This is a genomic window from Paenibacillus sp. JNUCC-31 (assembly GCF_014844075.1).
In the GTDB taxonomy this organism is placed as follows: domain Bacteria; phylum Bacillota; class Bacilli; order Paenibacillales; family Paenibacillaceae; genus Paenibacillus.
In genome coordinates, this window is record NZ_CP062165.1 from 743310 (window position 1) to 756512 (window position 13203).

Below are 13203 nucleotides of genomic sequence, written 5' to 3' on the forward strand. Positions count from 1 at the left end.
AAAACCCCTATTTAACTACAAAATATGTTCAGTCACCGAACTGATCTGCATATGGGAGCTCTAATCAAAGAGTGTAGAGGTTGTGCGTTTGAACAGCTTCCACCAGCCTGCCTTGGCCACATCCTGCGGTGCCTGAATGTCGAATTCCTTAATCACTTCATTGCCTTGGTACACAACAAGCTTGCCGACACTCTGACCTGCTTTAACCGGGGCTTTTACTTCTTTTGCCATCTGCAATTCATGACGGAGCTCATTGGATTTGGCCCCTTTACGCATCAGCACACTATAATTTTGCGTTGCATTCAGCGGCAATGAAGGGACCTCACCTTTTTCAATTTTGAGACTGCCAAGCAGATCGCCTGACTTGTACAATGCTTTCATGGTGTATTGACCGAACGCATAGTCAAACATCGATGATACTTCACTGTTTCTTGTTTTGGTGTTGGGTTCACCCAAGACAACCGCAACCGTGCGAAGGCCGTCCTTCATTGCTGTAGCTGACAGACAGAATTTGGCTTCCGATGTGTATCCGGTCTTCAAGCCATCCGCACCCGAATAGAACCGAACCAGCTTGTTCGTATTCACCAGCCAGAATGGCTTCTCGCTATCTTTGCGAAGATAGTCCTGGTAAGCACCTGTATACTTTGTAATCCCCGAATGCTTAAGCAATTCACGGCTCATCAACGCAATATCATAGGCGGAGGAATAATGGTTATCAACCGGAAGACCGTTACAGTTGGCAAAATGAGTATCCTTCATGCCAAGCTCTTTCGCGCGCTCATTCATCCGCTGCACAAAGGCTTCCTCCGAGCCGGCAATTTTCTCTGCCATGGCCACAGAGGCATCATTGCCGGAAGCCATGGCGATTCCTTTTAACATGTCGTCGACCGTCATTTCTTCCCCAGGCTCCAGAAAAATCTGTGATCCACCCATGGATGCCGCATATTCACTCGTTCTCACTTTATCCGTCAGCTTCAGTTTGCCAGAGTCAATTGCTTCAATGGTGAGCAGCATGGTCATAATCTTCGTAATGCTCGCGGGAGGCAGCTGATCATGACTATTTTTCTCATAAATAACGGTGCCCGTATCTGCATCCATCAAAATGGCAGAGCGTGCCGACGGGGCCAAATCTGCTCCACCCGCTCCTTTGGGTGTTTCTTCAGCCAGCGCTGTTGATGCCATCAGGGGCAGCAGGATACAAAGGGTCATGAACGATGCCATTATTCGTTTTTTCACAAGGGTTACCTCCTCAAATGACTTGCTTACTGCATGTTCCATGCATGTACTGCTAATCATTGTCGGCCCAATTAAAGTAAATTATTCCATGAAAAGAATGATTTCCCGAACTTTTTGTGTAAAAAGAGGCCGAAGACCAAATGCTCCTGTACTCATCGGTTCACTAAGCGGCACTTTACAAGAAAAAATAAAGAGGCAATCTGCCCCAATGTTCACATTAGGGTAGATTGCCTCTTCTAAATTACCAGTTACATTTGTGGAATAACAGCCAGGACAAGCGCCAGGAAGGATTCACGGACACGTTCTGTCGTTTCCATAACCTCATCATGAGACAATGGCTGGTCCAGAATTCCGGCAGCCATGTTGCTGATACAGGATATGCCGAGTACTTCCAGTCCTGCGTGGCGTGCTACGATGACTTCGGAAACGGTAGACATGCCCACTGCATCTGCACCGAGTGTACGCAGCATCACAATCTCAGCCGGTGTCTCGTAGTTAGGGCCGAGCATGCCTGCGTATACCCCTTCTCGCACGCTAAAGCCTTGCGATGCCGCCGTGTCCTTCGCCAGCGCACGCAAGCGACGGCTATAGGCCTCAGACAAATCCGGGAAACGCACGCCCAAGGCAGAGTCATTCGGTCCGATTAGCGGATTCTTGCCTGTAAGATTCAGATGATCCGAGATCAGCATCAGGTCACCCGCCTCATACGAGGTATTCACACCGCCTGCTGCATTGGTTACGAGCAAGGAGGTCACTCCCAGTTCTTTCATGACACGTACCGGGAAGGCTGTCAGTTCCGGACCGTATCCTTCGTACATGTGGAAACGACCTTTCATCATGACGACCGGACGGCCTTTAATAGTTCCCACAAGCAATTCGCCTTCATGCCCCTCTACGGTGGACACCGGGAAATGCGGGATATCCTGATAGGCGATGCTTACGCCATCTTCAATCAGTTCTGCCAAAATCCCAAGTCCTGAACCCAAAATCAAACCAACTTCCGGTTTAACTGAACTTTTACTTTGAATATAGGATGCTGCTTCCAAAATCATCTGTTGGTTTAATGCTGTCATAAGATGTTCCCCCTTGAGTTGAAACGATCCGTCTGTATTTAGCAAATGGCATCATTCTTAATATTACACGCTAAAGATGCATCTGCTTATGTATAACGGCGTTTACCTGTGTTCAATTTATTTTATCCTAAATCGGCTTCATGTTCCGCATTTTTTGCAGATTGGCATCCACATCAACCACTATCTTGCACGCGGATGATGCGATTCGTAAACTTCTTTCATCGTTTTGCGACCATGATGGCCATACTGTTGCCCAGGCTGCTCCACATGCCCAAGCATATCCTGCACCGCACGGGTATCTGCTCCACTGGCGATCAGGTGAGCAGCAAAGGAATGACGCAGCGTATGCGGTGTAATTTCACCTGAAATTCCTGCATCCAATGCCGCTTTTTTGAGCAGCTTCCAGAAGCCCTGCCTTGTTAATCGTCTACCGGATACATTGACGAATAAAGCCTGCTCGTCCAATTCGTTCTTGATTAACAAGTTGCGGTAATGATCTACGTAGACACTCGCCCAATGCGCGGCTGGCGCACCAATCGGCAGAATGCGTTCTTTACCAGCGCCTCCACAGCGGATAAAGCGCATGCCAGGCTGTACATCCCGAACATCCAGCGCGATCAGTTCTGAAACCCGAATGCCTGTCGCGTACAACAACTCCAGCATGGCCCGGTCACGTACACCTTGTGGCGAACGCGTATCCGGCGCTGCAAGCAACAGCTCGATCTCTTGGATGGTCAACACCTGCGGCGGTGCTTTGTCTGCTTTTGGCGCCTCCACGTCAAACGTAGGATCCTGTACGATCTCTCCTCGCCGCATCAAAAAATGAAAATAGGAACGCAGGGATACCACGCTACGAGCGATGGTTGCATTCGCACGTCCTGCCTGTTTCAGCTGACCGATAAACAGGATGACATGCGTACGACGCACCTGCTCCGCTTCCCGGATACCGTATTCTTTGTCCGCAAATTCGATGAACTTGTCCACGTCTCGAAGATACGACTCCAACGTACTGCTCGACATCCCTTTATCCTCTTCCAAGTATAAGGCATAGGCGTGTATCGTCTGCTTCATGCACAACGCTCCTCATCTGACAGGACTGCCTTGCTGGCAGCCTGCATCCGTATTTGCATCCCTGGCTGTCCAGGCTACTCTCCGTACCAATAGAATAAACGGAGACGCTCTGCCATCGTAGGGCGCCCTTCTTCGTAGCCTTGCCACACATTTTCCTGAAATACCTTAACTGCATTTCCGGATGGCATCTGATATTGGTCCACAGGCGAGATCCAGCCGTTGAACAAATCCAGGACATGATAGAACAGATAAACCAAAGCAGCAAAAAATACGATAAATCGAATAAAACGGAGTCCTCTCCGCAGTGATATGATCATGGGTCGTACCCCCTTCTGATTCAAATCCGGTTCGTCCTTGAATCAGGGTATGTCCACCAACACAGAAATATGACATTCTGGGCAAACCTCACATCACATGCGGTACCAAAAAAGCTCTCCCGTCAAAACCGCCGGTGAGAGCTTGAAGATATGCTATGTTATTCTTCATCTTTGGGCTTCTGGTCATTTTTAGCTTTGCAACGGTAACAAATCCCATGAAAATCCAATCGGTGATCTACTACCGAAAAATTAAATTCCCGCTCCAGTCGCTCTTCAAGCGGTCCAAGCCAGTCTTCACGTATTTCATCCATACTTCCGCATTGAACACAGATTAAGTGATGATGGTGATGCTTGGATGTATCTCCGCGCAGATCATAACGCGCTACACCGTCGCCGAAGTTGATTTTCTCTACAACATGCAGCTCACTCAGCAGTTCGAGGGTACGGTACACGGTTGCCAGACCGATTTCGGGAGCCTTTTCTTTCACGAGCATGAATACGTCCTCTGCGCTCAGATGATCTTCTTCATTCTCAAGAAGTACTCTTACGGTGGCTTCCCGCTGGGGCGTTAATTTATATCCTTGGGACTGTAGTTGCTGCTTAATTTTATCGATCCGTGCTTCCATTTTCTCCCTCCCCCTAGGAAATCACTGCACACTGCAACTTAACCCACTTCTTTCATTATAGGGGGAGTACATAATTAAAGTCAACATTTTACACTGTTGCATGCAAGCTAGGCTGGAAGCAGCATCGGCGTGACCCAGCGCATCATCGCGGGAGTGACCCAGGTTTCAAAAGAGGCGACACCTAACAACAATGCAGCCATCACGAGAGTCAACACCATATAAGATGCAAAAGGTCTCTGGTTGCCTGTTGTCCGCTGCATCAATACCCGGTTCCGAATGATGTATAATGAAAAGGTCATCGCTGACACACTGCAAATCAGCAGGACAGGAATCACGAATAGATTATGTGGCGCAACCGATACCAATGCAAATAGAAGCCCTTTCCAGGAATACTGTCCAACAAGATAACCTACTGTAAAACCAATGAGCACCCCTTTCAGGAAATCGAGAACCAAAATGCCCGGCAGGCCAATGACCGATAAACCCAGAATAAAAATGAGCCCCACCCATTTCAAATGAAGCATGGCAATGTCCCAATAGGTACCAGTCTCGGTCACCTGCCCACTGTGCTGCACCGTCATAAAGAAATTGCCGAGATACCCCTCCAGATCCTGACGCTGCTCAAGAGACAAGGCGTTGACCATCAGGGCACCAAAGATGACTCCGACCAGAAACAAGACGGCCACGAATACATATAGCGAGGTTTGACCTTTAAATGTGAAGAAGGCAGAACGCATACAGGTACGAGTCCCCTTTCCGGTTATCATGCTGCAAGGATGTCGAGTGAAATCCTTATAGTCATTCTTATGAACCGGAACGCACACGTATGACTTCTTGTCCAGATTGCCCCTACCTCGAACTACTCTGTTACTTCTCTGGCGGTTACTTTCCCATAAGTACCTCCACCGCCGGAAGAGAGCACCAGTTCACCATCTCGAGCAGCAACGATAAGTCCTGCCAGAACGGGTCCTACCACCGCTGCAAGTTCATCTTCACTTGTCAGATGGAGTACGTTCATTTCCGTGCCAAAATGGTCCAGCAGCAGGCGCAGTTTGGCTTTACCCAGTCCTGGGATGAATTCCAGCGGCACCTGGTATTGATAGGCTGGCCTGCTGGCAGGGACATGCGGATTCTCCCGGTCAGCGATCGCCAATATGCGATCAAGCACGCCCTGAACAAGCTTCACACTGCCACAGTGTGGACAGCGTTCTGCTGACATTGCATGTTCGTCCATAATACTTCCACAGGATGCACAATAGGTACGGTGATATTTGCCGAGTCTTGGATTCAAACCGTAATTGGCGGTAATTCTTCTGCCCTCCTCTCCTTTAAGTGCCATGTTGAATTCGTCAAAAGAAGGTTTCGCGAGTTGCAACTCATTGTACTCTCGTCCGATCTTGCCCAGAGAATGTGCATCCGAGTTGGTCAGAAAGGGGACCTGATCCAGTTCCCGAATGTAACTGGCCATGGATGAGTCGGAGCTTAGGCCAAGCTCGACTGCATCGATCAGGTTCGTATCCAGCACATCAGCCATACGAGGAGCCGTACTGCCATATATGCCCTTATGCGGTGTAAAAACATGTGCAGGCACAATCAGTCCACCACGGGCCTTAATCTCGGCCTGCATCTCCAGAGCGGGTACATAGACTCGCTGAGAACTAAGGTTCACATTTTTCATATACCGTTTCATCCAGTCCGTAAAGGACTTCATCGTGCTTAGAGCCCGGAAATAGGCAAGCATATGAAATTCCCGCATTTCCGGTTCGCGCAGTTCCAGCTCCGTACCTAGCAGGATCGTTGTATCCTGATACGCAATTCCTCCGCCCTCTACCTCGGTCATGGTGCCGTTCTCCAGCAACTGCTCGATATCCATCTGTACCACGGGAGAATGACAATCAATGACGCCGAGTAAACGAATGCCTTTGCGATCCGAAGCTTCCCGAGCAATGTTCTCAAATGTCAGATCCCGGCTGCCACTAATTTTAACGGCTTCCCCGCGCGAAGTTCGTCCGATATGAATATGAAGGTCTGCATAACACGGCTCCCACATTGCAGATGATGTCCGTTGCTCATCCATTATTAAAACCGTCCTGTCGTTTTGTATAGGTCCCACGCATATACAGCCATCATCGTTTTGGCATCACTAATCCGGTTCTCATCCATCAGCTGGTATGCTTCTTCGATCGTAATTTCGGATACTTCCAGAAATTCATCTTCATCCAGAGCCATATCCCCGGCTTCCAGCTCCTCGGCGATGTACAAATGGATGATCTCATCCGCAAAACCTGGCGATGTGTAAAACGAACGCAGATGCTGCAGTGATTTGGCTACATAACCAGTCTCTTCGCGCAATTCACGTGCCGCTGCCACTTCAGGCTCTTCTCCTGGGTCCAGTTTACCTGCTGGAATCTCCACTTCGGTACGTCCCATAGCCTGACGATATTGATCAACAACCAGCATGCGATCTCCATTCAGGGCTAGGACCGCTACCGCTCCAGGATGACGGATAATCTCACGGGTAGCGGTCTGCCCATTGGGGAGCTTAACCGTGTCGACTTGAAGTGAAATAACTTTACCTTCAAAAATGGGCTGTGTGGATATCGTCTCTTCATCCAGTTTCGGATTAGCCGGGTGTATATGATTGGTTGAATTCGTTGGTTTCATGTATTCTTCAACTCCGCTTCCTAGAAATTGGTTCGTATACGTATAAACCTCAGTTTTTTGGCATATGGTGAGTCTATAGCGATTTTCAAACAAATATAGTGAATCAGGGGGACAACCAATGAACACTTATTTAACACCGCAATCCGTGCACGTGGTCGGACAAGCCAGACAAGTCCAGCTCATCCTCAAACAATGGATACGCGAGTGGGGTCCGGATGCCAAATTAAGCGACATGCTTGCTGGACGCAAATGATGCTGTTCATGGTGTAGTTATTCATACCCATGAAATATAATTTTTTTGCCAAAAAGTCCGAACACGGTGTGTACCGGATTCGGACTTTTCAGTTGTAGGCAGAGACCTTACACCTATTTTACGAAAAACACTCTTTACTTCTGGCTCGCAGCCGTTTCCTGAATAATCGCCACGACCACTTCGGACAGCTTCACAATATCTTCAGCGCGAATGCGTTCTTTTGTAGTATGAATATCTTCATAACCTACTGCCAGATTGACCGTAGGAATGTTGAAACCATTGAAGATGTTGGCATCACTGCCGCCACCGGATGCAAACGTGCTGGTCTCCAGCCCCAGGCTGCGAATGGCACGTTGTGCAAGCTGAACAACCTCATGCTCATCATGGAAGCCAAATGCAGGATACAGGATTTCACTTCTGAATTCAGCTGTTGCACCATATTTGCGGCATGTTGTTTCCAATGCTTCACGCATTTGTGCAATTTGCAATTCCACTTTTTCCTGCACAATGCTGCGAGCCTCCGCTTCAATCTGCACAAAATCGCAAACAACGTTCAGCGCTGATCCGCCCTGAAATTTGCCGATGTTCGCTGTAGTCTCTTCATCTATCCGTCCCAGCTTCATTGCCGCAATCGCTTTGGCAGCCACCTGAATGGCGCTGATGCCATCTTCCGGATTCACGCCCGCATGAGCGGATTTCCCATAGATCTTCATTTCAATTTCTGCTCTGGCCGGTGCTGCCACACAAATTGTACCCACAGCTCCGTTGGAATCCAGTGCATAACCGAACTCAGCTTCAATATCCTTCGGATTCATGGCACGTGCTCCGACCAGGCCTGATTCTTCACCTACAGTGATCACGAACTGAATTTTACCATGCGGCATGTTGTTCTCCTGGATGACCCGAATGGCTTCAAACAAAGCGGCAATCCCCGCCTTATCATCTGCACCCAGAATTGTCGTACCATCACTGCGAATCCAACCGTCTTCACCGAGCTGAGGTTTAATCCCCTGTCCCGGTGTTACAGTATCCATATGGCATGTAAAAAAAATCGGTGCGGCCGCTTCATTCCCCTCGGCTTCCCAGGTAATAACTAGATTCCCTGCACCATGTCCGGTTTTTTCCGTCGTATCATCCTCATATACGTTGAGGCCCAGCTGAGTAAATTGTTCTTTTAATACTTCTGATATATTCTGCTCATGGGTTGTCTCACTATCCATTTGCACCAGTTCCATAAACTGATCAATGACACGCTGCTGTTTTATCATAGGACTTTCCTACCTTTCGTCGATACGGTACAATACAATTACTATGGTCTGTTTATTCATTTGTTGAAAGGAGTTTCTCATCATGCAAAAAAAGAAATGGTTCCGCATCATTATCTATCTCATGCTGCTCGCCATGATTGGGTCCACCCTTTTCATCGCGCTCGAACCTTTATTGTTCGGATAGAACCCTGAAGCCTTTGGACTGTCTTAATCACAGACGGTGAAAGGCTTCTTTTTCTGTAATCCAGGTAATCTCATACGGGAAGATCCGGTTAAAGTATGGAACGATCTCCTGCGCAACCTGTTCCACAGTGTACGACTTGCCTGTGATATCCTCCAACGAAGTGACACCATACTGCTCAATACCACAAGGAATAATCCCCTGAAAACCTGCGTGCTGAATGCCGGAAGTGATATTAAAAGCAAATCCGTGACTCGTCACGAAACCGCGACGATGTTTACACCGATTGAACTTTACGCCGATAGCGGCAATTTTCAGATCACCGATCCATACTCCCGTGTAAGCCTCTTTGCGTCCCGCTTCAATCCCCTGATCAGCCAGGTAATCAATAATCATCTGTTCCAGCCTGCGTAAATAGCCATGCAGATCCAAAGCTTCATCCCGCCCGAGCACGAGTAACGGGTAACCTACCAGTTGGCCTGGGCCATGATAAGTAATATCCCCGCCGCGGTCAATTTGAAACAAGGAGATGCCTTGCTCCCGCAGTTCCTCCTGACTAAGAAGCAGGTGCTCCGGGTGATTCTGTGAACCGATCGTATACGTAGGCGGATGCTGGAGCAGCAGCATCTGTTCCGCTCCTTCTCCCTCGTCGAGTTGCTGCACAATCGCTTTCTGGCGGTTCCAAGCTTCTTCATAATCAAGCATCGGTATGTAGGCAACATCCAGCGGCTTGCTCATGATTCCTCCACCCTTCTGGTTCAATGTTCATTGTATTGTAAGAAAGCCTTTAATTGAAAAAAGCGGGAAAAGTGCACGGCCGGAGGCTCATACACTTTCCCGTCATCCATCTATTTAGCAAATTGCATCATTTAAACAGATTATCAAAATGTTGCAATCGCTCTACTTAATACACTTTGGTATCCATTGTGTAACCTTCGAGGTTTTCTTTTACACGTTGCAGGAAACGTCCGCAGATGACTCCATCCAGAATACGATGATCCAAGGAAAGACAAAGGTTCGCCATGGAACGGACAGCAATCATGTCATTGATGACCACAGGTTTCTTGACAATGGACTCAAATGTAAGAATCGCCGCCTGCGGGTAGTTAATAATAGGTTGCGACAGAATCGAACCAAATGATCCCGTATTGTTGACCGTGAATGTACCTCCCTGCATATGGTCCAGCTTCAAAGTACCTTCACGTGTTTTACGTGCCAGATCATCAATCTCGCGAGCCAGTCCAGCGATATTGCGCTGATCCGCATGTTTGATAACAGGTGTCAGCACAGAGTCTTCTGTACCCACCGCCATGGACAGGTTGATATCCCGTTTGACAATAATTTTGTCGACAGCCCAAACAGAGTTCATGATTGGATAGTCTTTAATTGCGTTGACGACACCCTTCATCATGAAGGACAGATACGTCAGGTTGATGCCTTCCTTACGCTTGAACTCATCCTTGAGTTTGTTGCGCAGCATCACCAGATTGGTCACGTCCACTTCAATCATCGTCCACGCGTGCGGGATTTCCGATACGCTTTGACGCATATTACGAGCAATCGCATTTCGAACTGGGGTAACGTCGATGAAATACTCCGATCTTCCCTGTCCGCCGCCCTCGACTTCGATTTGTGGGATTTTCGGACTTTCGGTCAGATGTATGCCGGAATGTCTTACAGGAACGCCTGCGTCGGCTGCAGGGACTGTCTCTCCCGCTGATACACTCAAGTCTCCACTCACCCGATTCAATCCGCTAAAAGGAGAACCTGAAGGCACTCCCGAAGAGGCATGCTGTCCAGCTGCAGCAGAAGACTGAACAGACGCTGCACCCGTGTTTCCACCCTGGGCAACGAAAGCCAGCACATCCTTACGAGTAATCCGCCCACCTGCTCCAGAACCCTGAATATTCTGCAAGTTCAGACCGTGTTCGGCTGCCAGTGATTGCACTGCAGGGGAATACCGGTTGCGCATTGGCTGATTGGGATCATGAACTCCCGTACTCGCTGCACCTGATGCAGGTGTGTAACTCGTACGCTGTTGTACATGGCCTTGAGCCTCATTCTGCTGCTGCGTGGTTGGTGTTACTTGCTCTGCCGCTTCCTCATCAGAAGCTGCCACCTGCATGCGGCAAATGGCTTCACCTACAGCAATGGTTGTGCCCTCTTCCACCAAAAGATCGCCCATAATTCCATCTACAGTGGATGGAATCTCAGCATTGACTTTATCGGTTATCACTTCACAGATCGGCTCGTACTGTTCCACACGGTCGCCCGGTTTTTTTAACCATTTGGCTATGGTAGCCGAGACCAGTGATTCCGCCAGCTGCGGCATGATGACCTCGATCCATTTCATACTCATTGGTTATATCACTCCAAACTTTGCTTTTAAACGATCTCAATAAACAAATTAATACTCAGCGAGGGTACGCATCGCTTCTTTGGCTTTATCCTTGCTCAACATATAAAATTTCTCCAATGTTGGGCTAATCGGCATTGCCGGTACATCCGGTCCGCAGAGACGCTGAATCGGCGCATCCAGATCGAACAGACATTCTTCGCTGATAATGGCCGCAACTTCGGCGCCTACACCACCGGTTTTGTTATCTTCATGCACGATCAGCACTTTGCCTGTCAGACGAGCAGAAGCAATAATTGCCTCGCGATCAAGCGGCTGCAACGTGCGCAGATCCAGAACATGGGCAGTGATGCCTTCTTCACGCTCCAGCTCCTCGGCAGCCTGCATGACAAAATGAAGTGGCTGACTATAACCGATAACCGTAATATCTGCCCCTTCACGAAGCACGTTGGCTTTACCGATTGGAACGATGTAATCATCCTCTGGCACATCTTCCTTGATCAGCTTGTAACATTTTTTGTTCTCAAAAAAGAGAACCGGGTCCGGGTCGCGAATGGCTGCTTTGAGTAACCCTTTGGCATCGTATGCCGAGTAAGGAGCTATAATTTTCAAACCTGGTGTTCCGAAAAAGATTGATTCCGGACATTGGGAATGATACAGTCCGCCAAATATACCGCCGCCAATCGGTGCACGAATCACAATCGGGCAGCTCCAGTCATTATTGGAACGATAGCGAATTTTGGCCGCTTCACTAATAATCTGATTCGTAGCAGGCAGCATGAAGTCCGAATATTGCATCTCGGCAATTGGTTTCATGCCATACATCGCAGCACCAATGGCTACGCCTGCAATAGCTGATTCAGACAAAGGTGTGTCCATGACACGCATTTCCCCGAACTGATCCTGTAACCCTTTGGTTGTGGTGAACACGCCGCCTTTGACTCCGACATCTTCACCAAGGATAAAGACATTTTCATCCCGTTCCATCTCTTCTTTCATTGCGAGACGGATTGCATCAATATATTCCATAACCGCCATGATTACCGTCCCCCTTCTTCGCTGTCCGCATACACGTGCGTCAGAGTGTCCTCAGGTTTCGGATATGGCGCGTTGTCTGCATATTCAGTTGCTTCTTTCATTTCCAGCGCAAGCTGGGAAGCCAGATCCGCATCCCGGGCTTCGTCCCAGATGCCGCAATCGATCAGATAGTTCTTCATGCGAAGGACGCCGTCCTTCTTCCAGTTCTCTTCAACCTCTTCCTTGGTCCGGTACGCCAGATCATTGTCGGAAGTGGAGTGAGGAGACAAACGATACATCATCGCTTCAATCAGCGTAGGTCCTTCACCAGCAATTGCACGGCGGCGAGCTTCTTTGACTGCACCGTATACTTCCAGCGCATCGTTTCCATCTACACGAAATCCGGGGAACCCGTACCCAAGTGCACGATCCGATATTTTACCACTAAGCTGCTTGTGGACTGGAACCGAGATGGCATACTGATTGTTCTCACACATAATGATCACAGGGAGTTTGTGAACACCTGCGAAATTGGCACCTTCGTGAAAATCACCCTGATTGCTTGAACCTTCACCAAAAGTTACAAAAGAAACGAATTCTTTCTTCTTCATTTTGGCAGCCAGTGCAAATCCTACAGCGTGCGGAACCTGTGTTGTAACCGGGCTGGACCCTGTCACAATCCGCAGCTTTTTGTGACCGAAGTGACCCGGCATTTGCCGTCCGCCACTATTCGGATCTTCTGCCTTCGCAAAAGCAGACAGCATCAGCTCGCGTGGAGTCATGCCGACCGCCAGGACAAAACCATAGTCCCGGTAATACGGTAAATAATAATCGTGATCCCGGTCCAGACCAAAAGCAGCACCTACTTGCGCCGCTTCTTGTCCTACACCAGATACGTGAAAGTTAATTTTGCCGGCCCGCTGTAACAGCAAGCAACGCTCGTCAAACTTGCGTGCGAGCAGCATGTATTTATACATATCCAATACTTCACCATCGCTAAGTCCCAGCTGTTCATGCCGATGGACCGCGTCTGCAGTACCTTGTGAACTCATATGAGGTACCTCCTTTTAATCAGAGCCTGTGCCCGTCTTACAACCCGATCTTATAACCTGGTACTAAGACTTGGCTTAACCTTATTATA

15 protein-coding genes are annotated in these 13203 nt (G+C 48.6%); 2 read left to right on the plus strand and 13 right to left on the minus strand.

From position 1 onward, the window contains the following. Positions 1–60 precede the first annotated feature (60 nt). From JNUCC31_RS03140 to JNUCC31_RS03175, 8 genes are all read right to left on the minus strand, one after another. Complete coding sequence (locus tag JNUCC31_RS03140; RefSeq protein ID WP_228469684.1) at positions 61–1182, minus strand: D-alanyl-D-alanine carboxypeptidase family protein; 1122 nt, start codon at positions 1180–1182, stop codon at positions 61–63. Between the two features lie 302 nt (positions 1183–1484). Beyond that, entirely contained in the window at positions 1485–2309 is an 825-nt protein-coding gene (locus JNUCC31_RS03145; RefSeq protein WP_192268473.1) for a purine-nucleoside phosphorylase, read from the minus strand. Positions 2310–2489: 180 nt separating this feature from the next. Then, positions 2490–3380, minus strand: a complete 891-nt coding sequence (locus tag JNUCC31_RS03150; protein ID WP_192268475.1) for a tyrosine recombinase — start codon at positions 3378–3380, stop codon at positions 2490–2492. Positions 3381–3454: 74 nt separating this feature from the next. Then, positions 3455–3697, minus strand: a complete 243-nt coding sequence (locus JNUCC31_RS03155) for a DUF4227 family protein (RefSeq protein WP_192268477.1) — start codon at positions 3695–3697, stop codon at positions 3455–3457. A gap of 158 nt (positions 3698–3855) precedes the next feature. After that, entirely contained in the window at positions 3856–4323 is a 468-nt protein-coding gene (fur, locus tag JNUCC31_RS03160; protein WP_024630961.1) for a ferric iron uptake transcriptional regulator, read from the minus strand. Between the two features lie 107 nt (positions 4324–4430). Next, positions 4431–5060, minus strand: coding sequence for a stage II sporulation protein M (spoIIM, locus tag JNUCC31_RS03165; RefSeq protein ID WP_192268479.1), 630 nt, complete (start codon positions 5058–5060; stop codon positions 4431–4433). Positions 5061–5182: 122 nt separating this feature from the next. Beyond that, entirely contained in the window at positions 5183–6400 is a 1218-nt protein-coding gene (locus tag JNUCC31_RS03170) for an endonuclease Q family protein (protein ID WP_228469472.1), read from the minus strand. Positions 6401–6402: 2 nt separating this feature from the next. Beyond that, positions 6403–6987 (minus strand): NUDIX domain-containing protein, encoded by a 585-nt coding sequence (locus JNUCC31_RS03175; RefSeq protein ID WP_192268481.1) that lies wholly within the window; start codon positions 6985–6987, stop codon positions 6403–6405. Positions 6988–7105: 118 nt separating this feature from the next. On the opposite strand from JNUCC31_RS03175, the gene JNUCC31_RS03180 reads away from it, so the two are divergent. Continuing rightward, positions 7106–7240 (plus strand): Z-ring formation inhibitor MciZ, encoded by a 135-nt coding sequence (locus tag JNUCC31_RS03180; protein WP_192268483.1) that lies wholly within the window; start codon positions 7106–7108, stop codon positions 7238–7240. Between the two features lie 134 nt (positions 7241–7374). Here JNUCC31_RS03180 and JNUCC31_RS03185 read toward each other — a convergent pair whose 3' ends face one another. Then, complete coding sequence (locus JNUCC31_RS03185; RefSeq protein WP_192268485.1) at positions 7375–8508, minus strand: M20/M25/M40 family metallo-hydrolase; 1134 nt, start codon at positions 8506–8508, stop codon at positions 7375–7377. Positions 8509–8590: 82 nt separating this feature from the next. Here JNUCC31_RS03185 and prli42 point away from each other — a divergent pair, with 82 nt between their 5' ends. Then, on the plus strand, positions 8591–8692 hold the full coding sequence (prli42, locus tag JNUCC31_RS03190; protein ID WP_090810668.1) for a stressosome-associated protein Prli42: 102 nt from the start codon (positions 8591–8593) through the stop codon (positions 8690–8692). Between the two features lie 27 nt (positions 8693–8719). Here the strand turns inward: prli42 and lipB are convergent, their stop codons facing one another. From lipB to JNUCC31_RS03210, 4 genes are all read right to left on the minus strand, one after another. Next, positions 8720–9427: a lipoyl(octanoyl) transferase LipB gene (gene lipB, locus JNUCC31_RS03195; RefSeq protein WP_192268487.1), complete on the minus strand. Its 708-nt coding sequence runs from the start codon at positions 9425–9427 to the stop codon at positions 8720–8722. Positions 9428–9593: 166 nt separating this feature from the next. After that, positions 9594–11048, minus strand: a complete 1455-nt coding sequence (locus tag JNUCC31_RS03200) for a dihydrolipoamide acetyltransferase family protein (protein WP_192268489.1) — start codon at positions 11046–11048, stop codon at positions 9594–9596. A 48-nt stretch (positions 11049–11096) separates the two neighbouring features. Further along, a complete protein-coding gene (locus JNUCC31_RS03205; RefSeq protein ID WP_192268491.1) occupies positions 11097–12083 on the minus strand; it encodes an alpha-ketoacid dehydrogenase subunit beta in 987 nt (328 codons plus the stop codon). A gap of 2 nt (positions 12084–12085) precedes the next feature. Then, the gene (locus JNUCC31_RS03210) at positions 12086–13114 is read right to left on the minus strand and encodes a thiamine pyrophosphate-dependent dehydrogenase E1 component subunit alpha (RefSeq protein WP_192268493.1); all 1029 of its coding nucleotides are present in this window, start codon (positions 13112–13114) and stop codon (positions 12086–12088) included. Positions 13115–13203 lie beyond the last annotated feature (89 nt).